The 26,125-nt window shown below is 63.6% G+C and carries 31 protein-coding genes; 23 read left to right on the forward strand and 8 right to left on the reverse strand.

From position 1 onward, the window contains the following. The first annotated feature begins 17 nt into the window (after positions 1-17). The 8 genes from AC5RU3_RS09790 (at position 18) to dnaB (ending at position 7,118) form a co-directional block, all read left to right on the forward strand. Positions 18-1,274, forward strand: coding sequence for a sensor histidine kinase (locus AC5RU3_RS09790; protein WP_309124532.1), 1,257 nt, complete (start codon positions 18-20; stop codon positions 1,272-1,274). Continuing rightward, positions 1,271-1,954, forward strand: coding sequence for a response regulator (locus AC5RU3_RS09795; protein ID WP_309070371.1), 684 nt, complete (start codon positions 1,271-1,273; stop codon positions 1,952-1,954). Before AC5RU3_RS09790 ends, AC5RU3_RS09795 begins: the two co-directional genes overlap by 4 nt. A gap of 27 nt (positions 1,955-1,981) precedes the next feature. Continuing rightward, the gene (locus AC5RU3_RS09800) at positions 1,982-3,262 is read left to right on the forward strand and encodes a M18 family aminopeptidase (RefSeq protein ID WP_309124533.1); all 1,281 of its coding nucleotides are present in this window, start codon (positions 1,982-1,984) and stop codon (positions 3,260-3,262) included. Between the two features lie 178 nt (positions 3,263-3,440). After that, complete coding sequence (rpsF, locus tag AC5RU3_RS09805) at positions 3,441-3,746, forward strand: 30S ribosomal protein S6 (RefSeq protein ID WP_309070373.1); 306 nt, start codon at positions 3,441-3,443, stop codon at positions 3,744-3,746. A gap of 53 nt (positions 3,747-3,799) precedes the next feature. Beyond that, a complete protein-coding gene (locus AC5RU3_RS09810; RefSeq protein WP_309070374.1) occupies positions 3,800-4,348 on the forward strand; it encodes a single-stranded DNA-binding protein in 549 nt (182 codons plus the stop codon). Between the two features lie 100 nt (positions 4,349-4,448). After that, complete coding sequence (rpsR, locus tag AC5RU3_RS09815; RefSeq protein WP_005273147.1) at positions 4,449-4,688, forward strand: 30S ribosomal protein S18; 240 nt, start codon at positions 4,449-4,451, stop codon at positions 4,686-4,688. Positions 4,689-4,703: 15 nt separating this feature from the next. Beyond that, positions 4,704-5,153 carry a 50S ribosomal protein L9 gene (rplI, locus tag AC5RU3_RS09820; RefSeq protein ID WP_309070375.1) on the forward strand — a complete coding sequence of 150 codons (450 nt, stop codon included), beginning with the start codon at positions 4,704-4,706 and terminating at the stop codon, positions 5,151-5,153. Positions 5,154-5,741: 588 nt separating this feature from the next. Next, a complete protein-coding gene (gene dnaB / locus AC5RU3_RS09825; protein WP_309070376.1) occupies positions 5,742-7,118 on the forward strand; it encodes a replicative DNA helicase in 1,377 nt (458 codons plus the stop codon). A 13-nt stretch (positions 7,119-7,131) separates the two neighbouring features. Here the strand turns inward: dnaB and AC5RU3_RS09830 are convergent, their stop codons facing one another. Next, the gene (locus tag AC5RU3_RS09830; protein WP_309070377.1) at positions 7,132-7,701 is read right to left on the reverse strand and encodes an MOSC domain-containing protein; all 570 of its coding nucleotides are present in this window, start codon (positions 7,699-7,701) and stop codon (positions 7,132-7,134) included. A 37-nt stretch (positions 7,702-7,738) separates the two neighbouring features. Between AC5RU3_RS09830 and AC5RU3_RS09835 the strand changes: the two genes are divergently transcribed. After that, positions 7,739-9,004, forward strand: a complete 1,266-nt coding sequence (locus tag AC5RU3_RS09835; protein ID WP_493965399.1) for a CHAD domain-containing protein — start codon at positions 7,739-7,741, stop codon at positions 9,002-9,004. Here the strand turns inward: AC5RU3_RS09835 and AC5RU3_RS09840 are convergent. Together AC5RU3_RS09840 and AC5RU3_RS09845 are read right to left on the reverse strand one after the other, a co-directional pair. Continuing rightward, the gene (locus tag AC5RU3_RS09840) at positions 9,001-9,288 is read right to left on the reverse strand and encodes a ubiquitin-like small modifier protein 1 (RefSeq protein WP_309070379.1); all 288 of its coding nucleotides are present in this window, start codon (positions 9,286-9,288) and stop codon (positions 9,001-9,003) included. The two genes, AC5RU3_RS09835 and AC5RU3_RS09840, sit on opposite strands and share 4 nt — an antisense overlap. Continuing rightward, positions 9,285-10,394, reverse strand: a complete 1,110-nt coding sequence (locus AC5RU3_RS09845) for an exo-alpha-sialidase (protein WP_309070380.1) — start codon at positions 10,392-10,394, stop codon at positions 9,285-9,287. The genes AC5RU3_RS09840 and AC5RU3_RS09845 overlap by 4 nt, the downstream gene beginning before the upstream one ends. A gap of 184 nt (positions 10,395-10,578) precedes the next feature. Here AC5RU3_RS09845 and AC5RU3_RS09850 point away from each other — a divergent pair, with 184 nt between their 5' ends. Beyond that, positions 10,579-11,457, forward strand: coding sequence for a DUF4031 domain-containing protein (locus AC5RU3_RS09850; RefSeq protein WP_309123952.1), 879 nt, complete (start codon positions 10,579-10,581; stop codon positions 11,455-11,457). On the opposite strand, the gene AC5RU3_RS09855 is transcribed toward AC5RU3_RS09850, so the two are convergent. Next, entirely contained in the window at positions 11,444-11,878 is a 435-nt protein-coding gene (locus AC5RU3_RS09855) for a GNAT family N-acetyltransferase (protein WP_309070382.1), read from the reverse strand. The genes AC5RU3_RS09850 and AC5RU3_RS09855 overlap by 14 nt on opposite strands. 84 nt (positions 11,879-11,962) lie before the next feature. Between AC5RU3_RS09855 and AC5RU3_RS09860 the strand changes: the two genes are divergently transcribed. Further along, positions 11,963-12,595, forward strand: coding sequence for a TetR/AcrR family transcriptional regulator (locus AC5RU3_RS09860; RefSeq protein WP_458116061.1), 633 nt, complete (start codon positions 11,963-11,965; stop codon positions 12,593-12,595). Between the two features lie 19 nt (positions 12,596-12,614). Here the strand turns inward: AC5RU3_RS09860 and AC5RU3_RS09865 are convergent, their stop codons facing one another. After that, positions 12,615-12,848 (reverse strand): hypothetical protein, encoded by a 234-nt coding sequence (locus tag AC5RU3_RS09865; protein WP_458116060.1) that lies wholly within the window; start codon positions 12,846-12,848, stop codon positions 12,615-12,617. Between the two features lie 96 nt (positions 12,849-12,944). Between AC5RU3_RS09865 and AC5RU3_RS09870 the strand changes: the two genes are divergently transcribed. The 10 genes from AC5RU3_RS09870 to AC5RU3_RS09915 all read left to right on the forward strand — a co-directional run bounded on the left by AC5RU3_RS09870 (position 12,945) and on the right by AC5RU3_RS09915 (position 21,600). Next, positions 12,945-14,282, forward strand: a complete 1,338-nt coding sequence (locus AC5RU3_RS09870; protein WP_493965400.1) for an MATE family efflux transporter — start codon at positions 12,945-12,947, stop codon at positions 14,280-14,282. Between the two features lie 41 nt (positions 14,283-14,323). Continuing rightward, complete coding sequence (locus AC5RU3_RS09875) at positions 14,324-14,914, forward strand: hypothetical protein (RefSeq protein WP_493965401.1); 591 nt, start codon at positions 14,324-14,326, stop codon at positions 14,912-14,914. 39 nt (positions 14,915-14,953) lie between these two features. Continuing rightward, on the forward strand, positions 14,954-15,286 hold the full coding sequence (locus AC5RU3_RS09880) for a hypothetical protein (RefSeq protein ID WP_309072355.1): 333 nt from the start codon (positions 14,954-14,956) through the stop codon (positions 15,284-15,286). Positions 15,287-15,300: 14 nt separating this feature from the next. Beyond that, on the forward strand, positions 15,301-15,732 hold the full coding sequence (locus AC5RU3_RS09885; protein ID WP_309072356.1) for a DUF1761 domain-containing protein: 432 nt from the start codon (positions 15,301-15,303) through the stop codon (positions 15,730-15,732). Positions 15,733-15,912: 180 nt separating this feature from the next. After that, on the forward strand, positions 15,913-16,965 hold the full coding sequence (locus tag AC5RU3_RS09890) for a TerC family protein (protein ID WP_493965402.1): 1,053 nt from the start codon (positions 15,913-15,915) through the stop codon (positions 16,963-16,965). Positions 16,966-16,974: 9 nt separating this feature from the next. Continuing rightward, positions 16,975-17,352: a winged helix-turn-helix domain-containing protein gene (locus tag AC5RU3_RS09895; protein WP_493965403.1), complete on the forward strand. Its 378-nt coding sequence runs from the start codon at positions 16,975-16,977 to the stop codon at positions 17,350-17,352. Between the two features lie 9 nt (positions 17,353-17,361). Continuing rightward, entirely contained in the window at positions 17,362-17,940 is a 579-nt protein-coding gene (locus AC5RU3_RS09900; RefSeq protein WP_493965404.1) for an HhH-GPD-type base excision DNA repair protein, read from the forward strand. 94 nt (positions 17,941-18,034) lie between these two features. Then, a complete protein-coding gene (locus AC5RU3_RS09905; protein WP_309072360.1) occupies positions 18,035-19,012 on the forward strand; it encodes an EamA family transporter in 978 nt (325 codons plus the stop codon). Positions 19,013-19,206: 194 nt separating this feature from the next. Beyond that, positions 19,207-20,079: a formate/nitrite transporter family protein gene (locus AC5RU3_RS09910; RefSeq protein WP_493965405.1), complete on the forward strand. Its 873-nt coding sequence runs from the start codon at positions 19,207-19,209 to the stop codon at positions 20,077-20,079. 282 nt (positions 20,080-20,361) lie between these two features. Beyond that, a complete protein-coding gene (locus AC5RU3_RS09915) occupies positions 20,362-21,600 on the forward strand; it encodes a cobalamin-independent methionine synthase II family protein (protein WP_493965406.1) in 1,239 nt (412 codons plus the stop codon). A 73-nt stretch (positions 21,601-21,673) separates the two neighbouring features. Here the strand turns inward: AC5RU3_RS09915 and AC5RU3_RS09920 are convergent, their stop codons facing one another. Genes AC5RU3_RS09920 through AC5RU3_RS09930 form a run of 3 tightly spaced genes read right to left on the reverse strand, consistent with a single transcriptional unit; the run spans position 21,674 to position 24,574 of the window. Continuing rightward, positions 21,674-23,965, reverse strand: coding sequence for a heavy metal translocating P-type ATPase (locus tag AC5RU3_RS09920; protein WP_493965407.1), 2,292 nt, complete (start codon positions 23,963-23,965; stop codon positions 21,674-21,676). 48 nt (positions 23,966-24,013) lie between these two features. Then, the gene (locus AC5RU3_RS09925; RefSeq protein WP_309072439.1) at positions 24,014-24,238 is read right to left on the reverse strand and encodes a heavy-metal-associated domain-containing protein; all 225 of its coding nucleotides are present in this window, start codon (positions 24,236-24,238) and stop codon (positions 24,014-24,016) included. Between the two features lie 24 nt (positions 24,239-24,262). Further along, positions 24,263-24,574: a metal-sensitive transcriptional regulator gene (locus AC5RU3_RS09930; protein ID WP_309072438.1), complete on the reverse strand. Its 312-nt coding sequence runs from the start codon at positions 24,572-24,574 to the stop codon at positions 24,263-24,265. A 133-nt stretch (positions 24,575-24,707) separates the two neighbouring features. Here AC5RU3_RS09930 and AC5RU3_RS09935 point away from each other — a divergent pair, with 133 nt between their 5' ends. Then, positions 24,708-25,361: a DUF305 domain-containing protein gene (locus AC5RU3_RS09935; protein WP_493965408.1), complete on the forward strand. Its 654-nt coding sequence runs from the start codon at positions 24,708-24,710 to the stop codon at positions 25,359-25,361. A gap of 59 nt (positions 25,362-25,420) precedes the next feature. Next, positions 25,421-26,065 (forward strand): thioredoxin-like domain-containing protein, encoded by a 645-nt coding sequence (locus AC5RU3_RS09940; protein ID WP_309072436.1) that lies wholly within the window; start codon positions 25,421-25,423, stop codon positions 26,063-26,065. Positions 26,066-26,125: the final 60 nt, after the last annotated feature.

A 26,125-nucleotide genomic window follows, 5' to 3' on the forward strand; every position in this document is an offset into this window, starting at 1 on the left:
CCCAATAAGCTCACTCCATGAGTGAAAAAGCCTTGGTGAAGGAGACGTCGGAGCGAACGGCCGCCGTCTCCTTCACCGAGATCAATGCACGACGACTCGGACCCATCCGCCGGTACTTCCGGTCGCATCCGCGGATGATGGATGCCGTCGTCGTTTTCCTGTTTCTCCTGGCCAGCCTGCCCAATGTCGTCCTGCCTGTTGAAGGCGCCCCGGGTTGGTGGGCCGCCCTACCCATTTGTGCAGCAGCACTCGTCCTGTTCTTCCGCCGCATCACGCCGCGGACAGTACTGGTAGCACTGTGCGTCATCGAACCGGTCGCCCTGCTCTACTCGGATGCCCGCTCCACCGTCGGCATCGGAATCTGGTTTGCGTTATATGCCGTCTCGGTTGCGTTTCAGCTGCGCACGGCGATCGGGGCCTTTGCCCTCGCGCTTGTCGCCTCGGTTCTGCCGCTCGCCTTCATCCCCGACATCGTCCCCGGAGAAGCTCCCTACCTGGTGTGGGTCATCATGGGCTTCGCTGTCATGTGGTACGTCGTGGCCGTCGGCGTCGGTGTGACCATCCGCCGGGAAAGGCTCCATGAGAATGAACTGCGTGAGTGGGCGGAGCGGAACGCCGAACTCGCCTCCGCCAATGAACGGAACCGGATTGCCCGGGAGATGCATGACGTGGTTGCCCACTCGCTTTCCGTGATGATTGCACTGTCCGACGGCGCCGCCGTCGTCATGAAGCGCGATCAAGACCGTGCGCGCGACGTGCTGAGCGAACTCTCGGCCACGGGGCGTACCGCGCTCGCGGACATGCGGAGGGTCCTCGGCGTCCTTCGGGAAGGACCCGACTCCGCGCCGTTGGCACCGTTGCCCGCGGGTGGTTCACTGGCGGGGCTTCTCGAGGGATTCCGCGCCGCCGGGCTGCCCATCCGCGTGCAACTCAGCGGACCCGGGCTGCCGGAAGATGCTGCGTTCCAGATGACCATCCACCGAATCATCCAGGAGTCGCTCACCAATGTGCTGCGCTACGCCAAGGCCGTGACAACGGTTGACGTGCTGATCGCGCGGTTGGGCTCCACCGTGAGGGTGCGCGTCTCCGATGACGGCCGGGGTGCCATGGAGCCTGTGCCGTCGGTCGGCACCGGTCAGGGAATCGCCGGCATGCGGGAACGGGCGGCCATCTACGGCGGGACGGTAACCTGCGGGCCCGGACCGTCCGGCGGCTGGATCGTCACCGCTGAACTACAGATTCCACAAGAGAACCGTCAGGAGAAGTCTGCGTGAGTGAACCGATAAGAGTCCTCCTGGTGGACGACCAGCCGCTCCTCCGAATGGGTTTCCGGCTCATCCTTGAGGGCGAGGAGGACATGCATATCGTCGGGGAAGCGTCCGACGGCGCCGAGGGGGTGCGGTTGACCGAGCGGCTGAAGCCCGACGTCGTCCTCATGGACGTGCGGATGCCAACTATGGACGGCATCGAGGCGACCAGACGCATCACTGACTCGGGCAGCTGTGCCCGGATCATCATCCTGACGACCTTCGATCTTGACGAGTACGCGTTCGCCGGCCTGCGGGCCGGGGCCTCGGCCTTTCTTCTCAAGGACGTTGCACCGAACGAGCTCGTGCACGCAGTGCGGGTGGTTGCCAGCGGGGACGCCGTCGTCGCGCCCAGGGTCACCCAGCGCCTCCTCGAGGAATATGTGCGCTCCCAGCCGAGCGCGCCGAAAACTCCGCGGGACCCGTTGCTGCAGGATCTGACCCCGCGTGAGCTCGAGGTCCTCGGCGCAATTGCCGAGGGCCTGTCCAATGCCGAGCTGGCGCACCGGTTCTTCCTCTCGGAAGCCACCGTGAAGACACACGTCCGCCGGATCCTCACCAAACTGCACCTGCGCGACCGCGTCCAGGCCGTTGTCTACGCCTACGAGACCGGCCTGGTGACGCCGAGCCAGGGACTCGATTTCTGACCCGCTGCGGCTTGTAGGCTTGCAGTCATGACTGCCGCTCATGCTCACATTGCCGATCTTGGCGCCTACGTCAGCGCTTCGCCGTCGAGTTTCCACGCAGCTCATGAAGGCGGTGCCCGACTGCGGACTGCCGGATTCACCCAACTGCACGAGGGTGATGCCTGGGACGGTGGACCGGGCCGGTATTTCGTCGTCCGTGACGGCGCCCTGATCGCATGGGTTGTTCCGTCGACGGCAACCGAGACCACCGGGTTCCACATACTGGGAGCACACACTGACTCGCCCTCTTTCAAGCTGAAGCCGAAGCCGACCACCGGACGCCACGGTTGGCTGCAGGCCGGCGTCGAAATCTACGGCGGTCCGCTGCTCAACTCGTGGCTGGACCGCGAGTTGGCACTCGCCGGGCGGCTCGTGACGCACGACGGCGTCGAGCACCTCGTGCACACCGGGCCGCTCCTGCGCTTCCCCCAGCTCGCCATACACCTCGACCGTGCCGTCAATGATGGCCTGAAGCTGGACAAGCAGCAGCACATGAACCCCGTGTGGGGCCTTGGCGATCCCGGGCGGGCTGACCTCCTGCAGCTCCTGGCCGTGGACGCCGACGTGGAGGCAGCGGATGTCGGCGGGTTCGACGTCGTCATCGCCGACACCCAGCAACCGCGGGTGTTCGGCGCGGAAGGCGAGTTCTTCGCCTCCGGTCGGCTCGATAACCTCTCCTCGGTACACGCCGGGCTCACCGCACTCATCCACGCGACGAAGGACGACGCCGGGAACGCACCGATCGCGGTGCTGGCCGCCTTCGATCACGAGGAGGTGGGCAGCGGTTCGCGCTCGGGGGCGAGCGGGCCGTTCCTGGAGGACATCCTGCACCGGATCTCGGCGGGGCTGGGCGCAAGTGAAGAGCAGCGGCGGCGCGCTTTCGCGGCCTCATTCTGTGTCTCCGCTGACGCGGGCCACGCCGTCCATCCCAATTACGCCGAACGCCACGACCCCGCAAATCATCCCGTCCTGAACGGTGGACCGCTGCTGAAGATCAACGCTAACCAGCGGTACACCACTGATGCTCCCGGCGCAGCCTATTGGGCCCGGTTGTGCCGCGACGCAGATGCTCCGTACCAGGAGTTTGTGTCCAACAACGTGATGCCGTGCGGGTCGACCATCGGACCGCTGACAGCGACCCGACTGGGCATTCGGACGGTCGACGTCGGAGTTCCGTTGCTGTCGATGCACTCCGCCCGCGAACTGTGCGGCGTGGAGGATCCCTACCAGCTGACCCGCGTTGCGCGGCGCTTCTTCACTGTTGCCTAAGCCGTAGTGCTTATCCACAGGCGGTTCGGTGACCCGTTTACAGTCCGGTAGTATTGATAAGTCCGTGCCGACGTGGAGCCGCTGGAAGTAAAGCGGTAACAGCTGCACGGGTCAACGCAAAAGAACCTCCTGTTGCGGAAGGACCGCGACCGTTTAGCCCAGAGGAGGTGGGTTCACAATGCGTGCATATGAACTGATGGTAATCATCGACCCCGATGTCGAGGAACGTACCGTTGAGCCAACACTTGAGAAGTTCCTGAACGTTGTACGCAACGGCGAAGGCACTGTAGACAAGGTGGACATCTGGGGACGTCGCCGCTTGGCCTACGACATCAAGAAGAAGTCCGAGGGCATTTACGCCGTCGTCAACTTCACCGCTACCCCGGCTATCGCAGCTGAACTTGACCGCCAGCTTGGTCTGAACGAGACCATCATGCGCACCAAGATCATCCGCCCCGAGGAGCAGAAGGTTTCTGCCGAGTAGTTTCGGCTTTCAACCACGTCCACCCCGGTGGACCAGTGACCGTAGGAGGCACCATGGCAGGCGAGACCACAATCACGGTCGTCGGTAATCTCACCAGCGACCCGGAACTTCGTTTCACCCCGTCAGGCTCCGCAGTGGCTAATTTCACCATTGCATCGACGCCGCGGACCTTCGACCGTCAGTCCAACGAATGGAAGGACGGCGAAACGCTGTTCCTCCGGGCGTCGGTCTGGCGTGAAGCGGCTGAGAACGTCGCGGAGACCCTCACCAAGGGAACCCGCGTTGTTGCACAGGGCCGCCTCAAGTCACGCTCGTATGAAACCAAGGAAGGCGAGAAGCGCACCGTCATGGAGCTGGAGGTGGACGAAATCGGTCCATCCCTGCGCTACGCATCCGCCAAGGTAAGCCGTACCCAGCGCTCCGGCGGTGGCGGCGGCTTCGGTGGGGGAGACAGCGGCGGCTTCGGCGGCGGCGGCTCCAACCAGGGTTGGGGAGGCGGCGGCCAGCAGAGCCAGCCGGCTCAGGACCCCTGGGGTGCACCGGCCGGCGGTAACTCGTCCGGTTGGGGCAGCGGCCCGGATTCGTCCGAACCGCCCTTCTAGACCTTCCACGAAGCGTCGCCGCAGCGGCGTCGTCTTCACCACGTAGTTCCCATCCCGCAGAACCGTTCTGCGGGCTCCACCAGACATAAGGAGCACCACGATGGCTAAGGCTGAACTTCGTAAGCCCAAACCAAAGTCCAACCCCTTGAAGGCCGCTGACGTCACCGTCATCGACTACAAGGACGTAGCACTGCTGCGTAAGTTCATTTCCGACCGCGGAAAGATCCGTGCGCGCCGCGTTACCGGCGTGACCGTGCAGGAACAGCGCAAAATCGCCCAGGCAATCAAGAACGCCCGCGAAGTTGCACTCCTGCCTTACTCCGGCGCAGGCCGCGGCTAAGGAAAGGAACACACCATGGCAAAGCTTATTCTGACCCAGGAAGTCACCGGTCTCGGAACCGCAGGCGACGTCGTCGAGGTGAAGAACGGTTACGCACGTAACTACCTTCTGCCCCGCGGTTTCGCTCTGACCTGGACCAAGGGTGGCGAGAAGCAGGTGGAGTCCATCAAGGCTGCACGTACTGCTCGCGAGCACGCATCCCTCGAGGACGCCCAGCGCCAGGCTGCTGCCCTCCAGGCAAAGCCGGTCAAGCTGACCGTCAAGGCCGGCGAGTCCGGCCGCCTCTTCGGAACCGTAAAGGCCGAAGATGTCGCAAAGGCTGTCGAGGCCGCTGGCCTCGGCTCCATCGACAAGCGCAAGGTCGAACTGCCGGCCCACATCAAGTCGACCGGCAGCTACCAGGCGAACGTCCGTCTCCACGAGGATGTTGCCGCTGTTATCGACCTGGATGTCGTAGCCAGCTAGATCAGTTTCGCTCAGGGAAGGCCCTGCTCCTTTGGAGCGGGGCCTTTCGCGTGTACTGATGCCGAAGGGCGCATCGGTGCGCATGCCCGTCCCCGTATATGTCCGGGCCACCATCAGGGCCTGAGAATAAACGGCCGTCACGGCGCTGCCCACCCATCCCCCGCACATATACCCAGCTAGCTGTGGAGTTGTGGATATTGGGTGCATAAAGGGCCGGCCGTAGGGCCAAATTCACCTTCTGTCAACACGGAACCAGCGGGTGAATGTTGGGCTCAGAAAGTTTTTCTCCACAGGCTGTTCGGAACGTCTTGCCTAGTCAAACCGCTGTTGTGAGCGGGCGACGGAGTAAATCCACATAGATATCCCCAGCCTCTGCACACAACACGCCGAACAATTACCCACTTATGCACACCCCCTGTGGATAACTTGCTTGGCAGGGTGGCGCTTGGGCACTAGCGTTACGGGGTATCCCATCCCGCGCAAGGCTGTCGGTGGCGGCTGGTACCTATGGTTATTCAGCTCGGATCCATCGCCCCCAAGGGCTTGGGAACGGGATTTGGGGAAGTTTCGGGAAGGAAGGCCGCACTAGTGTCTTTGACTCATGCGGATACATCAGAAGATACTCGCTCCCCGGAATTCTCCCGGACACCACCGCAGGACCTGGTGGCGGAGCAGTCCGTCCTCGGCGGCATGATGCTTTCCAAAGACGCCATCGCAGACTGCGTCGAGGTACTGCGTGGAGTGGACTTCTACCGCCCGGCCCACGAGAGCATCTACGAGGCCATCATTGACCTGTATGGTCGCGGGGAGCCGGCTGACGCCGTCACCGTCTCGGATGAGCTAACCAAACGTGGCGAGATTTCACGGATCGGCGGCCCGGCTTACCTGCACACGCTGATCCAGTCGGTTCCCACCGCAGCCAACGCGGGCTTCTACGCGGAGATCGTCCGTGAGCGCGCCGTCCTGCGTCGCCTGGTGGACGCCGGGACCAAAATCGTTCAGCTCGGCTACTCCAATGACGGGGAGGTCGATGACATCGTCAACGCTGCCCAGGCTGAGGTTTATGCGGTTGCCGAGCGGCGTACGGCTGAAGACTATGTGCCCCTGAAGGACATCATCGAGGGCACGGTGGATGAGATCGAATCTGCCGGCCATCGCGGGGAGGGGATGACCGGCGTACCCACGGGGTTCTACGAATTCGACGAGCTCACCCAGGGCCTTCACGGCGGGCAGATGATCGTCATAGCTGCGCGACCAGCCATGGGTAAGTCAACATTCGCACTCGACTGGGCCCGGTCGGCTGCGATCAAGCACAACATGACCACAGTGTTCTTCTCCCTCGAAATGGGCCGGAACGAGATCGCTATGCGCCTGTTGTCCGCCGAGGCCACGATCGGGCTGCAGGACCTCCGTAAGGGCACGGTCAAAGACGAGCAGTGGGGCAAGATCGCCACCACCATGGGCCGCATGAACGACGCCCCGCTCTTCATCGATGACAGCCCGAACATGTCCCTCATGGAGATTCGTGCCAAATGCCGTCGCTTGAAGCAGAGGCACGATCTCAAGCTGGTTGTCCTTGATTACCTGCAACTGATGTCCTCAGGTAAGCGCGTTGAGTCGAGGCAGCAGGAAGTCTCCGAGTTCTCACGCGCCCTGAAACTGCTGGCCAAGGAACTGAACGTCCCCGTCGTCGCCCTGTCACAGCTGAACCGTGGCTCGGAGCAGCGTACTGACAAGCGGCCCATGGTGTCTGACCTTCGTGAATCCGGATCGATCGAGCAGGACGCTGACATGGTCATCCTGCTCCACCGTGACGACGTCTACGACAAGGAGTCGCCACGCGCCGGTGAGGCGGATGTCATCGTTGCGAAGCACCGTAACGGACCTACCAAGACGCTTGTGGTCGGATTCCAGGGGCACTATTCGCGCTTCAACAACATGGCGGCTGACACCGGCGGGTTCTAACCAATTCAGTCCGTCAGGGCAATCGGCTCGGTTTGAGGCGGTGCGGCACGCCAGCCTGTGCCGGAACGAGTTCTACGGGGCTCACGAGCACGGCCGCGCCAGTATGCAAGGAACCGGTGGAGAGCGGCTGACATCGAACGCCACCGCGCCCGCGCATTGCCGCATGTGCTCCGGGGGCGAGCATCCTATCCATCCATACACACGGGTGGGCCGGCCTGCCACCCCTCAAAGTGACGCTGTCTCCGCCGGACTCCAGTGCGAACTCCTGCCCGATGAGCGGTGCCAGGTGTGCACCCCTCAGAATCACATTGCGGCGCGTCAGCAGGGGATCGAAGGGACCGGCTCCCAGTTCCGCTGCGATAGCTTCCAGGGCTTCGACCGGGAACAGGGTTACGGCCGCGTCCATGTGTGCGGCCTTTCCGAAGAACCTGTCACCCACGATGCCCTTGCCCGCTACTACATCGGCTTTGTCGGCGTCGAGGGTGCTGACCTCGGCAGCGCCGTCGCGGGCCCTGCCGAAGTAGGCGTGCTGCGGCGACACCAGCAGATGAAGTATTTCGACGTTGTACCGGTACTCGGACATGTACACAAACTAGCGGTTCACCGGGAGGAGGACCGCTATGGGGGATCGGGCAGCCTCTGCAGCCAGCCGCTGCGGAGACGGAAGCAACGTGCATGATGGACTCATGAGCGTCGAGGCGTCTGCAGCAGACCCCGCGGACACACCCTACGACACCGCAGGGAATGCACTCGGCCGTCGATCAGTGGAGTTGGTCCGACGCGTCCAGGATGATTCGGCCCGCTGGATCATCAGGCTGATGCTCGCCGGGCAGCACCATGAGGTGACTTTCGCCGGCCTGAAATCGCGGCCCCTGGATCTCCCGGTTGCCCTATCGCGTCACCTTGTCGGCTTCACCGGCGGTGAGGAGCTCGCACCGGTGCGACCGAGCGGCAGCTCGGGAGCTGCCGGCAGTACATCCCTCGCACAGCGCGCAGGAGCACCTGCGGCGTTGTCGGCCATGCTCCGGCATCTCTCGGACCAACTCCTCGTGGGAGACCTCGCCGTCCGGCTTGAACTGCCCGATGCCATTCACCAGCTACGCGTGACCTGCCGATCCCTGCGGGCCCTGCTGAAGGCCGCGGCACCGTTCCTGGAGCGCAGCCGCAGGCGGGAAGCTAGTCAGCGGCTGAAGACTCTCGCCAGGGTATGCGCACCGGCGCGTGATGCTGAGATCACGGCACAGTTGCTCACCATGGGCCTAGATTCACTTACCCCTGTGAACGAGGACCTGATCACCCATCTGCAGGAGCTTGCCTTCGCTCAATACACCGAGGGGTCCCGCGCTGTCAGGCAGGTCCTGCAGCAGAAAGAACACCATGATCTGTTGACGGAGATGAGCGCCTTCGCGCTGAATCCGCCGCTGACCGACAAGGTGACCGGCCTGACCGCCCGTCAACTTGCCAACAAACTCCTCCGACGAAGCCTGCGGGGCGTCCTGGAAAGCGCGGCTGAGCCGCCGGACCACGCCCTGTCTTCGGATGAGGCGGTGCTACAGCGCGCACACAACGTCCGCAAAGCCGCCAAAGCGGTCCGTTATGTTGCCTCGGTGCTGCACGGCGCGGGAATCAAGCCGCAGAAGGACCTACACAGGGCGGCGAAGACCAGCAAGCGGTACCAGCGTGAACTCGGCGCCATCATCGACTCCTGGGTGGTGCTCAGGTGGCTCTCGAGCACCGCAGACCGCCAGGCCGGTGAGGGTGACCGCTACGACCTGAGTCTGATCGAGGGAGTTGCGGCGTCCCGGCACAGGGACAACCTCCGGGATTCCGAGGAACTGATCGACGAATTCCTCTCGCAACTGGCCGACGGCTCACCCGCGTCCTAGCCGCCGGCGACGGACTGGATGATCATCACCTCTGATCCGGGGGTGACGGATGTGGCAAGCCCGTCCACCCGGCGGACGTCCTCGCCGTCCACGTAGACGTTCACGTACCGGCGCAGTGCGCCTGTCTCGTCGCGGATGCGTCGCGCCAACACGGGCCTGCCCTCTGAGAGGGCGTCGAGTACGGCGGACACCGTCGCCGGTGCGTCGACCGGAACCTCGACGGCCGACCGGTCCTCGACCAGTGGCCGCAACAGCGTCGGGATGAGCACCGTCACTGCACTCATGGCGAGGGGACAGGTGCAGTAGCCCCGACGACGACGGCGGCACGTACGCACAGTACGTCCGGCAGGTGCGCTGCCACTTCCGTGAAGGTCTGGCCCTCGTCAGCGCTGGCGTAGACCGTTCCGCCGCGGGTGCCAAAGTAGACGCCGACTGGTTCTGCTGTGTCCACGCCTGCGGCGTCGCGCAACACGGCGTTGTATTCGCTGGAGGGTAGGCCGTTGTCTAGGCGGGTCCAGGTGGCTCCGGCGTCGTCTGTGCGGTGAACGGCAAGGCGCGCATCCGGTGGGATGCGCTCGCCGTCGGCCTTGAGCGGGATTACCCACGCTGTACCACCGCGCCGCGGGTGGGAGAGCATCACGAATCCGAAGTCCGCGGGCAGTCCGTCGGCGATCGATTCCCACGTTTCCGCACCGTCATCGGACCGGTAGACACCGTGGTGGTTCTGGGCATAGAGCCGCTCCGGGTTTTCCGAGTCGCGGGCGATCTTGTGAACGCACTGGCCGAACTCCGGATTCGGGTCAGGCATGAAGTAGGCCGAGATGCCCTTGTTGCGGGGTTCCCAGGACTGACCGCCGTCGATGGAGCGGTAGACGCCGCCGGTGCTCATGGCCACGTGGACGGTGTCGTCAACGGGGTGGGGTATGACGGTGTGAGCTGCCGCCCCGCCGAATCCGGCTCCCCATTCCGAGCGATGCGGGTGGTCCCATAGCCCCCGGTTGAGCTCGAAGTGCTGTCCGCCGTCGGTGGATTTCCACACCGAGATCGGTTCGCAGCCGGCCCAGACAACGCCGGGGCGGTCTTCGGAGTCCGGCTGCAACTGCCAGATCCGGCCAAGGGCGGTCTCGTCTGATTCGGCGAACTTGATGGCACCCTGCTCGGGTTCGGACCAGGTGGAGCCGAGATCGTCGGAGTAGACAACAGTTGGGCCCCAGTGCCAGTCCATCATCCCGACGAGGATTCTCGTCCTGCCGCCGCGCGTATCGATACCGATGCTCGGGATCTCCGACATCAGATGGTGAGGCTGGGACAGGGTCCAGTTCTGTCGGTCCGTGCTGGTAGCCAGCCACAGACCCTTTTTGGTGCCGATGGCAATGACGGTGGTTTCCATGAGTACTCGATTCACCGGAAGAGGAGTACGCGGCCGCCGTGGACACACCATCACATGACCGACCGCATGTGGACACTGTAAACAATGGCACAGCCGCCTTGGGCTGTACAGAGGTTTTTGAAGGAGAGGTCCCCTACAGTCCGGGCGCCGCTCGCCGGAACCGTAGGCCGATAAGCTTCTGCCCATGGCCGTGTACATTGATCCTCCCCTCTGGCCTGCGCACGGAACCGTTTTTTCCCACCTGATCTCGGATGCCTCGCTGGAGGAACTGCACGCTTTCGCAGCGGAAGCCGGCATCCCGGAGCGGGCCTTTGACCTTGACCACTACGACGTGCCCGCCCGCCGATACCGCCAACTCGTCACGCTCGGCGCACGGGAGGTCGACGGCGGCGCCCTGGTTCGTATCCTCATCGCGAGCGGATTGCGGGTTCCCGCACGACGAAGGCCTGCCAAAATCCAGCAAGCCCTGCAGGCTCGCTGGGAGCAAACCCTGCCCGGTGCGCAGCGGCTGGGGTCAGAGCTCCTGAGCCGGTGGTCTGAGCCGCACCGTCGCTATCACACGCCCGAGCACCTGCTCGATGTGCTGGAAGCGCTGGACCTCCTCTTCACCGAGAACGACGACGCCGACACCCGCCTTCAGGTCCGGCTCGCCGCCTGGTTCCACGACGCAGTGTATGCGGGCGAGGCCGGGAGGGACGAGGAAGCGTCCGCCGCGCTCGCGCAGGCCCGCCTTGCACGCCACCTCGAGCAGCCCGCTGAGGTTCAACGGCTGGTGTTACTCACCGCCACCCACGCGCCAGGCCAAGGGGACCGGCCCGGGGAACTGCTGTGCGACGCTGATCTCTCCGTGCTGGGCCGCCCGCCGAGCGGATACCGGCGCTACCTGTCAGCCGTCCGCCAGGAGTACGCCCATGTGCCGGACGAGGACTTCGCCCGCGGTAGGGCCGCCGTCGTCGACCGTCTGCGGTGCCTTGACCCGCTGTACCGGACAGGGGAGGGGCAGCGGCTATGGGCGGACCAGGCCCAGCAGAACCTGCGGGCTGAGGCCCTTACGCTGCGCTGAGGGGAGGCAGGGTGCAGCGGTAGCGTAAACGTCCGGGCCATCTCGGGTCGGGAGGGGCGGTCTCGACGGTGAAGCCGAGCCGGTGGTAGAAGCCGGCGGCGTCATCGTCGGTTTCCGCGATGAGGGGCATCCCGGGATCCTCGGCCCTGATGAACCGGATGAGAGCAGTTCCCGCGCCGCGTCCGCGGTGGGAAGCACGGACCGCAAGGTACTCCAGCATATTCGCCCTACCGTGAGCACGGTAGCTTGCGAATGCGACAGGTTCCGCGTCCTCAAGCACGCCTATGGTCGCCATCACCGGAAGAACGTCTGCAATCAAACGGTGCAGCTCCTGATCCTCCTGCCCGGCCGCGTCCCGGAGTAGGGCGACGAATGCCTTGGTGCGCAGGGAATCGTCAGGAAGAGCTTCGATCCGGTGCATGAGATCATGGTGGCACATCTTGTTTACAGTGTTTACATTCGGCGGGAGCTGCACAGTTTGGCCGCCGAGCAGCAAGGAGGTGGGGTGTCGCACCGGAAGCGCAATACCTATCGTCACGGCGACCTTCACCGCGCGTTGGTAGCAGCTGGCACTGACCTTGCCCGGGAAGGCGGGCCGTCCGCCGTCGTACTTCGTGAAGTGACGCGCCGCACCGGGGTGACACCGAATGCTGCCTACCGGCACTTCGCCGACAAGCGGGCCCTCCTGCATGCGGTGTCGATGGCAGCGCAGGCCGAGCTGGCGCGCTCGATCGAGGCTGAGCAGTCGAAAATCCTTCAGTCCGATGACGACGACGGCGCCACCGCGAAGGCCCGTCTACGGGCCGTCGGTGCCGGGTACCTGCGGTTCGCGCAGACCCAGCCCGGGCTTTTCCGGACCGCGTTCTTTGAACACGTTGACTTGCGTGACGCCGGTACGGCGGACTCGGCGGGGGACAACGGCCTGACGCCGTTTCAATTGTTATCGCTAGCGCTCGACGGACTGGTTGAAGCGGGCGTCCTGCCCCCGGAACGCCGCCTCGGCGCCGAGTTCCTTGCCTGGTCCTCGGTGCACGGGCTTGCAATGCTGGTCATCGATGGACCTTTGCAGGGTCTCGACGTGGAACAGCGGACGTTTGCCGCGAGCCGGCTGCTCGATATGGTCGAAAAGGGCCTATGACGCTCCGGTCGCAACAGTTTTATCTGGTGCCGCGCATCCGAGCCCTGTAGCGCAGGACGTGCCCGCGGGCGAACAGCGCGATCGCGGCCACCACCAGGACAGCGCCGATGGCGAGGAGCACTCCCGACATCGCCTGCACGGGTTCACCGAAAGCTGCAGACCTCGCAAATCCGGACATCCCTTCCGGAATGAAGAGAGTACTCAGAAGAATGAGCACACCACCGGCAATGAAGTGCTTCACTCCAACTTTCACGTTTCTCCTTCGCAGAGGCCTGAAGACCAAGCCTAGCGAGTGGAAAGGGAAGACACCTCGCCCGCTTTGTCGGGAGCGGCGCCTAGGCTTGGTTTCGTGACAGCCACCGTCCCCGACCGGCGCCAGCTCAGCCGTTCCATCCTCAGGCTCGCCGTACCCGCGCTTGGCGCGCTCATCGCCGAGCCTCTTTTCCTTCTGGCCGACTCCGCAATCGTGGGGCACCTTGGTGTGGAAGAGCTGGCAGGGGTGGGGCTGGCCTCAACGGTTCTGCAGACCGCTGTCGGCCTCATGGTCTTCCTCGCGTACTCAACCACCCCTGCGGTAGCCCGTTTCCTGGGCGCCGGCCGTATGCCGGACGCCGTCGCTGCAGGGCGCGACGGCGTCGGCCTGGCTTTTGTGCTCGGCGTTGTCCTCTCGGTCCTCGGCTGGGTTCTCGCGCCTGCGCTTGCATCCGCAATGGGTGCGGAAGGGCAGGTTCACCAATTCGCCGTGGACTACCTCCGCTATTCGATGCCCGGTCTCACGGCCATGCTGGTTGTCCTCGCAGCCACGGGCGTGCTCAGGGGGCTCCAGGACACCCGGACACCGCTGGTCGTAGCGGGAGCAGGGTTTGGGGCGAATATCGTGCTGAACTTCCTGCTGGTCTATGGAGTGGGGCTCTCCGTTGCCGGTTCGGCGCTGGGGACCAGCATCGCGCAATGGGGTATGGCAACCGTCTATCTCGTCATCATCGTTCGTTTCTCCCGCAGGAACTCCGTTGCGCTGCGCCCCACCTGGCTGGGGGTGCGTGCTACCGCCCGGGTGGGCTCCTGGCTGATGCTGCGCACCGCGAGCCTGCGCATCGCAATTCTGGCAACGGTGTTTGTCGCTACGGCACAAGGGTCTGTTTCGCTCGCGGCACATCAGTTGGTGATGACCATTTTCACCCTCCTCGCGTTCGCGCTGGATGCCCTGGCAATCGCCGCCCAAGCGCTCATTGGCAAGGAACTGGGAGCAGGCAACCGCCCGCTCGCCCACGCCCTGACCCGCACCATGGTTCGCTGGGGTGTGGCGTTCGGCTTCCTGACCGGGATCCTGCTTGCCGCCGTCGCACCATTCCTCGACTGGATCTTTACATCCGATGAAGGCGTGCGAACGGCCTTTACCGTCGGTCTCTGGGTCTTGGCCGCGGCGCAACCCATCTGCGGCTATGTCTTCGTGTTGGATGGCGTGCTCATCGGAGCAGGGGATGCTCGGTATCTGGCGCTCGCCGGCGTCGTCAATCTCGTCCTGTACATTCCATTGCTGGTTCTGGTGTTCGCAGCGGACCTCAGCGGGCCCGCGGGAATCGCCTGGCTGTGGGCTGCCTTCGGTGTGGGTTTCATGCTGGCCCGTGCACTGACCCTTGGCTGGCGTGTCCGCGATGATCGCTGGATGGTTACTGGCGTGGCCTAGGACTAAACTTGCAACGTCCAACCGCCCAGAGGAAGGCCTCGATGAGCGAGGAATCGGCTGACAAGTCCGCATCTCCCGCGCTGTGGCGCGCCTTTTTGCTGCACGCGGCGGTTGCCGGGGCCTTCGGACTGCTGACAATTTTCTGGAGTCAGCCCTCCGTGCACGTGATGTCTGTCGCGGGAGGCCTGTACTTTCTGGGGTTGGCTGTAGCCGTTCACCTCACGGAGAGGAGCCTCAGGGCGCAGGACGCAGTGCCCCTGTGGCTCACCCGGACGGTGCCGGTCTTCCTGGCCGTTGCGGGGCTGCTCAATCTGTGGGTCCACTCGGACCGCATGTTCAGCGGAACCGGCGCCCTCGCCCTCGTCCTGATGGGCATCGTTCACCTGGTGGTATGGGGCAGGAACCGCGGCACGCATCTGGCCGCCCGGGATTTCCTCCTGACCGGCACTGTCTCCGTGCTGACAGGCGGGTTGCTTCCGGTGTTCGAGGCCCTCGGGGCACACGCCCTGCTCGGTGTGGCGGGAGGCGGTGCGGTGATCACCGCCGTCGTGCTCGCTCTTGCCGCGCTCAGCTACCGGCACGATCTCAGTGCGGCTGCCGGTTCGGCCACCCGCACCAACCCCGTAAACTAGATTTCTACTATTCGTAGAAAATATTGAGGAGAAGGCACCGTGTCCAAGCAGGTTAAGGGCGTCAAGGGTCCGCTCATCTTCTCTGCCGTTCTCGCTGCGGTGGCCGGTGCTGCCACCATGGTCTTTGCAACCGGCGGTGGTACCCGCGAACCGCGCATAGACCTCGGTCTGACCGCCGCGGGCATAGCGTTCATCGCCTCGCTCGTTATCAGCGCCCTCCTGCTGATGACTGAGAAGCCCAACGACGATCACCTGGGCAAAGGAACCGGCATCAACCGCTCGTCCTCCAAGATCAGGGGCGGTGCGGCGAATCTCGATGAGCACGGCAATCCCCGCGGGACCAACCCCCACAACGGCGACAACGCCGGTTAGGAAAAGGAGCGTCCGTGGCTGTTCCCGAGATCAACGTCCTCGCTGTCATTATTGCCACCCTCTCCACCATGGTGGTGGGCACCATCTGGTACACACCGAGGGTGTTCGGCAACTACTGGATGCGGCTCGCCAAGGTGAATCCCAGCGGAGACGCAAAGGACGCCGTCAAGCCGATCCTCATCACTTTGGTAGTGAGCTTCATCAGCGCCTGGGTTCTGGCGGGCAGCGCCGCGATTGCCCAGGAGTTCTACGGCGGCAACTTCCTGATGAACACACTCGTTACCGCCGTCATCCTGTGGGCCGGCTTCACCGCCTCCCGATTCATCACCCATGACGCCTTCGAGGGACGGCCAGCCGGACTCACGGTGCTCAACTGTGCGCATGAGCTGGTGACCTTCGTTGTCATGGCTCTCGTCATCGGTCTCATGGGGATCAGCGGAGCCTAGGCGCAGCAGCACGCTCTGTTGCCTGAAAAGGTGAACTCTGGTTCACTGTTTGTACGGAGGGGAGTATCCCCCAACCAGTCCATCGTCATTACGGCGGCCCCAGCGCCTCCCGGTGGACGGGCCCGCCACCGGCCGGGAGAGACCTCCAGTTAGTACCAACTGACTGGAAGTGGGTTTCCCATGAATGTGCCCCTGTGGCTCTGGTTCGCCGTCATCGGTCTGATTCTTCTCATGCTGACCATCGACCTCGTCGCGCATCGGCGCGCTCACATCATCTCCGTCCGTGAAGCAGCCGCCTGGTCGGCGGTCTGGGTTCTCATGGGTGTCGCGTTCGGCGGCGTAGTATGGCTCGGCTATGGCGCGGAATTCGGACAGCAGTACTTTGCCGGATATGTGATCGAGAAGTCGCTGGCCGTGGACAACGTCTTTGTCTGGGCGATCATCTTCGCGTTCTTCGGAGTTCCCCGCGAATATCAGCACCGGGTTCTCTTCCTCGGCGTCCTGGGAGCCCTCGTATTCCGTGGGATCTTTATTGCTGCCGGCTCCGCCATCATCTCGGGTGCGGAGTGGGTGCTCTACCTGTTCGCTGCCTTCCTGATCTTCACCGGCTACAGAATGCTCAATCAGCGTAACGAGCACATCGATCCAGAGCGGTCACGGACGCTTAAGCTCTTTCGACGCTTCGTGCCCATGACCGACAGCTTCTATGGTCAGCGACTCCTCGTGCGCAAGGGCGGCGTGCTGCTAGCTACTCCGTTGCTGGCGGTCCTGGTGATGGTTGAGGTGACAGATATCGTTTTCGCCGTCGATTCCATCCCCGCGATCTTCGCCGTGACCGATGAGGTTTTCCTCGTATTCACCGCCAACGCGTTCGCGATCCTGGGCCTGCGTGCCATGTACTTCCTTCTGGCGGACCTGATTCACCGGTTCATCTACCTGAAGGTGGGGCTGGCCCTGGTGCTTGTCTGGGTGGGAATCAAGATGATGCTCAAGGTCGACCTCTACTACATTCCGACGACTGTCTCCCTCACGGTGATCATCACCATTCTGGCGGTCGCCATTGCAGCGAGCCTGGTGGCAACGCGGGGACAGGGACGGCGCGGGTTGTCCTCGCCGTCGGACTCTCCCTTCCGGAAGGCAACAGAAGAAGAAATGGCTGAAATCAAGCCGCTCCGGGGTAAGAATGGCGTGGTGACCGGATCAAGTTCCGGCAGCGGGGCCAACAGTGACTAAGGAGGCGGTATGTCGGGTGAGGCGGGGTACCCGACATCAGGTGAGGAGCCTTCATCCACGAGGGGCGGCAGCCGCCGTCCCTCGTGGACGATTCTGACGAACCATGGTCATGTGCTGCTTGCTGTAGCCGCGGAACCGCACATCCGCGTTGAAGAGATAGCTCACCGCGTGGGCATCACGCGCCGCGCCACACTCAGCATTTTGAAGGATCTCGAGGAAGCCGGGTATATACAGCGGTTGAGGGAGGGGCGCCGAACGACTTATCGGGTGGATGGCGACCGGCCCTTCAGGCATCCGGCAGAATCCGACCATGAGGTCGGCGCGCTACTGCGGATCTTCTCGGAAGCCCCGCGCTATGGGAGAACGGACGACGACGGCGATCGCTAGCATGGAGCAATGGCTCCACACGTGAATATCACCGGGGACAGCACGGCCGATGAGTTGCTGTCCAACGATCCGCTTGCCCTTCTGGTGGGCATGCTCCTCGACCAGCAGGTCGCGATGGAAACGGCCTTCGCCGGTCCGGCGAAAATCAAGGAACGATTCGGTTCGTTCGATGCCGCCGCCATCGCTGATCACGAGGCGGAGAGTTTCATTGAACTGTGCCGCACTCCTCCGGCGGTCCATCGCTATCCCGGGAATATGGCCGCACGCATCCAGTCGCTTTGTCGAACCGTGGTTGATGAATGGGACGGCAACGCCGCAGCAATCTGGACGCGCGGTGAACCGGACGGCCCGGAGGTGCTGCGCAGACTGAAGGACCTCCCCGGGTTCGGTGATCAGAAGGCGAAGATCTTCCTCGCGCTTCTGGGGAAACGCTACGGATACGCCGGGCAAGGTTGGCGGGAATCAGCCGGCTCCTACGGTGATGAAGGCAGCTATCGTTCCGTAGCCGACATCGTCGATCCTGAATCCCTGGCGAAGGTACGGGAAACCAAGCGGGCAGCGAAGGCGGCGGCCAAGAAGACTTCGTGACGTCATGAGTGTAATTGCGCTTGACTCATGACGAACCCGGCGTCTACCGTCATCACCATAGATTTGTTTTGGTTATGACGCCCTGAGGAGAGCAATGAGAAGCGGTACCGCCACCGGACTATGGTTCGCGTTGATGTCCGCCGCTTCATTCGGGGTATCCGGACCTTTCGCGAAGTCCCTCCTGGAGATCGGCTGGAGCCCTGGCGCCGCCGTCGGAATTCGCATCGGCGGTGCCGCCCTGGTGCTGGCCATCCCGGTGATCATTGCCCTGCGTGGACGCTGGGGCACCCTCCGCGGCAATGCCCTGACCCTGATCATTTACGGAGCGACCGCGATCGCCCTGTGTCAGTTCTTCTATTTCAGTGCGGTTCAGCGCATGTCTGTGGGCGTCTCCCTGCTGTTGGAGTATCTTGCACCGGTACTCATCGTTGGATGGTTGTGGCTGCGCTCCGGGCGTGCTCCCAGCAGGTTGACGGTGAGCGGGTCCGTTGCGGCTATGCTCGGGCTCCTGCTCGTCCTCGACCTCACGGGCGACCAGCGCCTCGACCCCGTCGGGGTGCTCTACGGGTTGGGCGCAGCTGTATGCCTGGCGGTTTTCTTCGTGATGTCCGCGAAGGCTGACGATGACCTGCCGCCTCTCGTCATGGCCGGCGGCGGCATGGTAGTCGGCGCACTCACTATTCTGATTCTCGGCCTCGTCGGCGTTATGCCCTTCGCCTTCGAATTCCGCGACGTCAGTCTTGCCGGCTGGCAGACTTCCTGGCTGGTTCCGGTTCTGGCGCTTGTCCTCATCGCCACCGTATTCTCCTACGTCACGGGCATTTTCGCTGCGCGCCGCCTGGGCTCGAAGGTGGCGTCTTTTGTCGGGCTCACTGAGGTTATGTTTGCGGTTCTTACGTCCTGGTTGATTCTGGGTGAACTCCCGTCGCTGGTTCAGTTGCTCGGCGGCGCACTCATTGTGGGCGGAGTGATTCTGGTGCGGATCGACGAACTGCGTCGAAACCCAGACGCAGCGGACCCGCTCGACCAGCCCAACGTCGTCGAGGCCGTGCCTACTGTTCCGGGTGGCTGAACCGGTCCGAGCGGCCTGAAGCGGACAGGTTCCGTCCCTATGCACCGTGTGTACTCCTCACCGCGGGCGATCGGCCGGGTGGGCTGGATGTAACGCGGAAGCGCCTTCAAGGAAACTTCACTGAAATGCCGGGCACCTACCGTTTTTCAAGCTGCCCAAGTTGGACCGCCTGAAGAGCCCTGGAGCCTGCCGCTATGTCTTATGTGAAGCCTGGTGACCTGATCACGACCATGATCGACGTCGGTGCGTCGAAGGTATTCATGTCCACCCGCGACACCGTAGTGCGCGCGGCAATGGCCGGTGCGCTGTTGTCCCTGGCTGCGGCGTTCGCCGTCACGGTGAGCGTCACCACCGGCATCCCACTGGCGGGAGCGGTTCTCTTTCCGGTCGGGTTCATCCTGCTGTATTTGCTCGGCTACGACCTGCTGACCGGGGTGTTCGTCCTGACGCCCCTTGCCTTGCTCGATAAGCGACCGGGCGTGACGGTGCGCGGTGTCCTTCGCAACTGGGGACTGGTGTTCGTCGGGAACTTCATCGGAGCGTTCACCGTGGCCGTGCTGATGGCGGTGGTCGTCACCTACGGTTTCGCCATCCCACCGAACGAAGTCGGTGTCGCCATCGGCCACATCGGTGAGGGGCGCACCCTCGGCTATGCCGAGCACGGCGCCTCCGGGATGCTGACACTGTTCGTCCGTGGAATGTTGTGCAACTGGATGGTTTCGATCGGCGTGGTCGGCGCCATGATCGCCAAGGATGTTCCCGGGAAAGTGATGGTCATGTGGATGCCGATCATGCTGTTCTTTTTCATGGGCTTCGAGCATTCGATCGTCAACATGTTCCTCTTCCCATCAGGTCTGTTGCTTGGCGGCCAGTTCACCGTTCTCGACTATCTGGCGTGGAATGAGATCCCGACGGTGCTCGGTAACCTCGTCGGCGGCCTGCTGTTCACTGCGCTTCCCCTCTACATCACGCATGCGCGGACAAAGGCGCCGTCCAACGCTGTCGAGAACCTTGAACTCACGAGGGTGGAGGACGTCGCACGCGCCGAAACCGGGATCAGCCACTAGCACGTCATCGGCCGAGCCGCCCTCGTAGCGCGCGTTCTTGTCCGTTCATGACAGGTGTTTTTTGGAGTCGGGCGGGCCGGCCCGCGATGATGGGGGAAGCCTCTCCTGTGGGTGCTCGGCCTATGGCCGGGGAGGGGGCGTGCCTGCGTCGCCGGTGGATTTAGAGCCCTAAGCCACACCATCCAGAGCAGCTGAGAGACCTGCCTCCGTGACGCTGCAGCTTCCCCCGGATTCCTGTCCGAAAGGGTGCTAATGGCAGGACCGATGGAAGGAACAGCACCAATGACGATCGATCGTATTCACACCAGTCACTCGGGATCCCTGCCGCGCACTCCGAAACTGATTGCCGCGAACGCCGCCAGAACCCTGGCCGATGACGGCTTCACCCTGGAGCGCACCACGGAATTCGAGAGCCTGCTCGCCTCCTCCGTGGTCGACCTCGTTCAGTGGCAGAAGGACGCCGGAATCACTATCCCCGGCGATGGCGAGTACGGCAAAGCCATGTCGAATTCCGTGGACTACGGCGCATGGTGGACCTACAGCTTTCAGCGCACCGCCGGTCTTGAGCTGACCGACTTCAATCCGATCCTCGCCGACGCCGTGATCAGCGAACCCGGGGCGATCAAGCTGACATCGTTCGCCAACCGGCGCGACTGGACACGCTTCGCGGACGCCTATCAGGACCCCGAGAGCGGGATTCAACTGGGCAAGAACGCCACTGCCTTCCCGTCAGCGACCGGCCCCATTTCCTACATTGGACAGGAAGCGCTCGCTTCGGACATCGCCAACCTCAAGGCCGGACTGGACGCGGCGGATGTGCAGACGGGTTTCATCACTGCCCTCTCGCCGGGGTCGGCGAGCAGGATCGGCAACGATTACTACGCCACGGAGGAAGAGTTCATCTACGCGTGGGCGGACGTGCTCCGTGAGGAGTACCGGGCCATCGTTGACGCGGGTCTCATCGTTCAGGTTGATGACCCGTCACTGGCCGAGAACTGGGACCAGATCACCCCGGAGCCGAGCATCGAGGACTACCGGCGTTTCACCCAGATCCGGATCGAGGCGCTCAACTATGCGCTCCAAGGACTGCCGGAGGACCAGGTCCGAGTGCACGTGTGCTGGGGATCCTGGCACGGGCCGCACACCACCGACCTCGAATTCCGGCACATCGTCGACCTCGTGCTGGGCATCAACGCAGGGTCGTACTCCTTCGAAGCTGCCAATGCCCGCCACGAACATGAGTGGGCCATCTGGCAGGACGTCACACTGCCGGAGGGCAAAATCATCGTTCCCGGTGTGGTGTCCCATGCGACGAACGTGGTCGAGCACCCTGAGCTGGTCGCGCAGCGCATCGAACGTTTCGCAAGCCTGGTAGGGCGGGAAAACGTGATCGCTTCCACCGACTGTGGCCTTGGGGGTCGCCTGCATCCCCAGATTGCCACGGCGAAGCTGGAGGCCCTGGGCTCCGGAGCACGAATCGCATCGAACCGGTTGTTCGAGAATTCAGCGTCGCTGATCTAGCCGGGTAGAAGGAAGGACCGCACATCCTTCGATGTGCGGTCCTTCCTGGATACGGGTTTCCCGCGCCCGGAATCTACTTCCCGAACCGGCGCAGCCGGAGCGAGTTCGCGACGACCAGAACCGAGCTCGCCGCCATGGCCGCGCCCGCCACCATCGGGTTGAGCAGTCCCAGAGCCGCAACCGGAATGCCGATCGTGTTGTAGAAGAACGCCCAGAACAGGTTGCTCTTGATGGTGCCCAGCGTCTTCCGAGACAGCTCGATCGCCTGGGCCACCTGCTCGAGACTGTTGCCCATCACGGTCAGGTCAGCGGCTTCGATTGCGACATCGGTACCGGAACCCATCGCGATTCCCAGGTCCGCCTGGGCCAGGGCCGCGGCATCGTTGACGCCGTCACCGGCCATCGCCACGGTAGCTCCCTGTGCCTGAAGCCGCTTCACAGCGTCGACCTTCCCCTCGGGGAGTACGTCAGCCATGACATCCTCCGGGGCGATGCCGACCTCAGCAGCGATCTTTCGGGCGACGGCGGCGTTGTCTCCAGTCAGCAGCATCGGGCGCAGGCCCAGCTCCTTCAAGCGCGCAATCGCCGCTGCCGAGGACTCCTTGACGGTGTCCTTCAGGCTCACCAGGCCCGCAACCTCACCGTCAACCGCAACCCAGATGGCCGTGGATCCGGCCTCCTGTTCCGCCGCCAAAGCTGAACGGTGTGCGTCGGTGATAACGACGTCGTTTGCCTCCAGCCAGCCTGCACGCCCGGCGAGCACCGTGGAACCGTCAACCGTGCCGCGCACCCCGCCGCCGGCGGAGCTCGTGAAGTCCGTCACCGTCGGGTGCCCGGGACTTGCAGCTGCGATTGCCTGAGCGATCGGGTGCTCGCTGGCAGACTCGACGGCGGCGGCGAGCGACAGCACATCCTCACGGGTGCGCGAACCGAGTACGACGACGTCCGTCACCGACAGGCGACCGCTTGTCACGGTGCCGGTCTTGTCCAGAACGATGGTGTCGACGGTGCGGGTGTCCTCGAGTACCTGCGGGCCGCGAATCAGGATGCCGAGCTGCGCACCACGGCCTGTTCCCGTGAGCAGGGCCGTCGGAGTGGCGAGGCCGAGCGCACACGGGCACGCGATCACGAGCACTGCAACGGCGGCGGTAAATGCAGCCTGCACGTCTCCGCTGAGCAGCATCCAAGCGACGAAGGTGAGCACCGCGATGACGAGGACCACCGGAACAAACACAGCACTGATGCGGTCCGCCAGCCGGGCGATCGGCGCCTTGCCGCTCTGGGCTTGGCTGACCAGCCGACCCATCTGGGCGAGTGTCGTCTCGCTGCCCACGCGGGTGGCACGGACAATCAGGCGCCCGGACGTGTTGATGGTTGCACCCGTGACGGTGCTGTCCGGGCCGACGTCGACGGGAAGTGACTCGCCGGTGATGAGTGAGGTGTCCACGGCGCTGCGACCCTCAATGACGAAGCCGTCGGTTGCAATCTTCTCGCCTGGCCGGACAACGAACTCATCCCCATGCACCAATGACGACGCCGGCACCTTCACTTCGACCCTCTTGCCGTGCTGCTCGCGCAGCACAGTTGCATCCTTCGCCCCGAGATTGAGGAGCGACTTCAGCGCGTCGCCTGCCCGCTGCTTCGCGTTCGCTTCCAGATACCGGCCGAGGAGCAGGAAGGTCACGACGACGGCGGCAACCTCGAAGTAGAGCCCGTGTCCGCCCATGTCCATGCCCACGTGCTCGGTGAGCATCGGGTCGGCGAGGAGCTGGCTGAGTGAGAACAGGTAAGCCGCGGTAACGCCGATGGACACCAGGGTGTCCATCGTGGACGAGAAGTGCCGGGCGTTGATCGCGGCTGCCTTGTGGAATGACCAGGCTGACCACGTGACCACCGGCGTACTCAGCGCCAGGACAACCCAACCCCAGTGGGGAAACTGCAGCGCCGGGATCATTGAGATGAGAAACACGGGCACGGTCAGGATGGCAGCGGTGACCAGGCGCGGCCGCAACTGTGATGCAGTCCCGCCGTGTGCCATGTGGTCGTGTGAATCGTGATCGAGCCCATCGGCCGCCGGTTCCCCCTCCGAGGAGGGCCCCGGTTGGTGATGCGGCTTCTTCACCTGCGCGGTGTAGCCGGTGGCGTTGACCGTGTTGACGATGTCCTCGTCAGAGATATGTGCGGGTACGGTGACCACCGCCGATTCCAGCGGCAGGTTCACGCTCGCCTCAACGCCGTCGAGCTTGCCCAACTTGCGCTCCACCCGCCCCACGCACGAGGCACAGGTCATGCCCTGGATGTCGAGTTCAACGGTCCGGGTAGCGGTAGCGGTGGCGGTCCGGGTGATGCCGGGTTCGGTGGTCATGATGGTCCTTCCAGGCCGGCTTGCTGCCGGCAGCCTGTCGGCGTGTTGCTATGCGTCGTTCGAGACGACGACGTAACCGGCTTCAGCGACTGCCTCACCGATCTGCTCTGGTTCGATGTCGCGCTCTGAGGTGACGGTTGCGGTTGAAATCCCGCCCTTGTTCAGGTCAACTTCAACGTTCTGTACGCCTTCGATGGCAGAGATTTCCTCGGTGACGGAGTCCACGCAGTGGCCGCAGGTCATTCCCGAGATGCTGACGGTTGTAGTGCTCATGATTTCTCCTGATGGTTCAGGCAGTCAGCGCAACAGGCGGCTGATGGCCGCCGAGGCTTCCTGCACCTTTTCGTTGACAGCCCGGGGATCCCCGGATGTCTGGGATTCGTTGGCTGCACCCACAACGCAGTGGGCGATGTGTTCTTCGAGGAGCCCGATGCTGACGGCGTGCAAAGCCTTGTTCACCGCGGACACCTGGGTGAGGACGTCGATGCAGTATTTGTCCTCCTCAACCATTCGCGCTATCCCGCGTACCTGTCCTTCGATGCGCTTGAGACGGCGGAGGTAGGCCTCCTTGTCGGCGGTATATCCGTGTTCCGTAGTTGTCTGTGTCATGGTTCCTCCTTGGCTGCCTCATCGAGGATATACCCATAGGGGGTATCGGCGCAACTACCCCCCGGGGGTATGTTTTGGGAACGCTCAGGCGGGTGCTCTACGTTAGAGGGGAAGACATGAAAGGCAATCCCTTATGACCCTCAACCTCGAGGCGTGGCAGAAGCGCGCCCTCCTTGTGCTCGGCCTCATTGCCGTTGCAGGTCTATTTGCTCTTGCCTTCACGGCAGGAAGGGTGGCGGCCGCACCGCAGCACCCCGGCAACAGCAGCCCTGACGCAGGCTTCGCCCGCGATATGCAGGTTCACCACTCACAGGCCGTGGAGATGTCGCGCATCGTCCGGGACCAGACGGACGACGTCGTAATCCGCACCATTGCCTATGACATCGCGATGACCCAGCAGCACCAGGTTGGCCAGATGTACGCCTGGCTAAAGGAATGGGGCCTGCCCCAGAGCGACGGCGCTGAGCGCATGGCGTGGATGTCGGGCAGCAGTCATGCCCACACCGAGAACGACGGCGGGAGTGGCTCCGGTGCGATCGGCGCGGAAGGGCTGATGCCCGGCATGGCGACGGACGAAGAATTGGCACAGCTCGCAGAAGCCACGGGTGAGGACGCAGAACGGCTCTACCTGGAGCTCATGATCGACCACCACGAGGCGGGCGCGGAGATGGCCCTGGCTGCAGTGGACCTCGTCCAGGAGCCCGACGTCCGCGAACTCGCCCGCAAGATGGCGGAGGGGCAGACCATTGAAATCGCGGAGATGGAAAAGCTCCTGGCACAGCTCTAGGCCGGCCGCCCGGTACATTTAGACCCGAACCCCTTGAAAGAACAGAAGGAATCAGCGCGTTGAACAAGAAGCGAGCTCAGGAGAATGCGGACCGCCAGGCGCGGTTGGCTGCAATCCAGTCACAGCAGCGGGCCAGCGAACGGAAGCGGAACAGCCTGATTTTCGGCGGTATTGCTCTGGTGATCGTGGCGATCATCGTGGCCGTAACGATCGTGATCGTGCAGCAGGTCCGGGAGAATGACCGCCTGGACGCGCTCGCTGAACAGGATATCGAGGGTGTTGAGACCATCGAGGTGAGCTCGTTCGAGCATGTCCCCGGGCCGGTCGAGTACGAGCAGGCTCCTCCCGTTGGAGGCGACCACAACGCTCTCTGGACCAACTGCGGCATCTACACCGAGCCGATTCCGAACGAGAACACGGTCCACTCCCTGGAGCACGGTGCCGTCTGGATCACCTACCAGCCGGACCTCGCGCAGTCGGAGATCGACGCCCTGACCGAGCTGGTCGGCGACCGCAGCTACGTTCTTCTCAGCCCGTACGAGGGTCAGGAATCTCCGGTCATGGCCAGCGCCTGGGGCTTACAGCTCGGTGTCGATTCGGCTGACGACGAGCGCCTCGTCGCCTTCCTTGCGAAGTACGTTCAGGGCGAGCAGACCCGCGAGCCCGGTGCGGCCTGCAGCGGAGCCTTGGACCCCTCCGCGTAAACCTCCATCAATGGTCAGGACACGCCCCTTATCCCGCGGCATAAGGGGCGTGTCCTGCTG

The organism is Arthrobacter sp. MDB1-55, assembly GCF_059092925.1.

Coding starts and splice junctions, on each gene's coding strand:
- AC5RU3_RS09790 (WP_309124532.1), top strand. CDS start 18: ATGAGTGAAAAAGCCTTGGTGAAGGAGACGTCGGAGCGAACGGCCGCC.
- AC5RU3_RS09800 (WP_309124533.1), top strand. CDS start 1,982: ATGACTGCCGCTCATGCTCACATTGCCGATCTTGGCGCCTACGTCAGC.
- rpsF (WP_309070373.1), top strand. CDS start 3,441: ATGCGTGCATATGAACTGATGGTAATCATCGACCCCGATGTCGAGGAA.
- AC5RU3_RS09810 (WP_309070374.1), top strand. CDS start 3,800: ATGGCAGGCGAGACCACAATCACGGTCGTCGGTAATCTCACCAGCGAC.
- rpsR (WP_005273147.1), top strand. CDS start 4,449: ATGGCTAAGGCTGAACTTCGTAAGCCCAAACCAAAGTCCAACCCCTTG.
- rplI (WP_309070375.1), top strand. CDS start 4,704: ATGGCAAAGCTTATTCTGACCCAGGAAGTCACCGGTCTCGGAACCGCA.
- AC5RU3_RS09830 (WP_309070377.1), bottom strand. CDS start 7,701: ATGTCCGAGTACCGGTACAACGTCGAAATACTTCATCTGCTGGTGTCG.
- AC5RU3_RS09835 (WP_493965399.1), top strand. CDS start 7,739: ATGGGGGATCGGGCAGCCTCTGCAGCCAGCCGCTGCGGAGACGGAAGC.
- AC5RU3_RS09840 (WP_309070379.1), bottom strand. CDS start 9,288: ATGAGTGCAGTGACGGTGCTCATCCCGACGCTGTTGCGGCCACTGGTC.
- AC5RU3_RS09845 (WP_309070380.1), bottom strand. CDS start 10,394: ATGGAAACCACCGTCATTGCCATCGGCACCAAAAAGGGTCTGTGGCTG.
- AC5RU3_RS09850 (WP_309123952.1), top strand. CDS start 10,579: ATGGCCGTGTACATTGATCCTCCCCTCTGGCCTGCGCACGGAACCGTT.
- AC5RU3_RS09855 (WP_309070382.1), bottom strand. CDS start 11,878: ATGCACCGGATCGAAGCTCTTCCTGACGATTCCCTGCGCACCAAGGCA.
- AC5RU3_RS09875 (WP_493965401.1), top strand. CDS start 14,324: ATGAGCGAGGAATCGGCTGACAAGTCCGCATCTCCCGCGCTGTGGCGC.
- AC5RU3_RS09890 (WP_493965402.1), top strand. CDS start 15,913: ATGAATGTGCCCCTGTGGCTCTGGTTCGCCGTCATCGGTCTGATTCTT.
- AC5RU3_RS09895 (WP_493965403.1), top strand. CDS start 16,975: ATGTCGGGTGAGGCGGGGTACCCGACATCAGGTGAGGAGCCTTCATCC.
- AC5RU3_RS09900 (WP_493965404.1), top strand. CDS start 17,362: ATGGCTCCACACGTGAATATCACCGGGGACAGCACGGCCGATGAGTTG.
- AC5RU3_RS09905 (WP_309072360.1), top strand. CDS start 18,035: ATGAGAAGCGGTACCGCCACCGGACTATGGTTCGCGTTGATGTCCGCC.
- AC5RU3_RS09910 (WP_493965405.1), top strand. CDS start 19,207: ATGTCTTATGTGAAGCCTGGTGACCTGATCACGACCATGATCGACGTC.
- AC5RU3_RS09915 (WP_493965406.1), top strand. CDS start 20,362: ATGACGATCGATCGTATTCACACCAGTCACTCGGGATCCCTGCCGCGC.
- AC5RU3_RS09920 (WP_493965407.1), bottom strand. CDS start 23,965: ATGACCACCGAACCCGGCATCACCCGGACCGCCACCGCTACCGCTACC.
- AC5RU3_RS09925 (WP_309072439.1), bottom strand. CDS start 24,238: ATGAGCACTACAACCGTCAGCATCTCGGGAATGACCTGCGGCCACTGC.
- AC5RU3_RS09930 (WP_309072438.1), bottom strand. CDS start 24,574: ATGACACAGACAACTACGGAACACGGATATACCGCCGACAAGGAGGCC.
- AC5RU3_RS09935 (WP_493965408.1), top strand. CDS start 24,708: ATGACCCTCAACCTCGAGGCGTGGCAGAAGCGCGCCCTCCTTGTGCTC.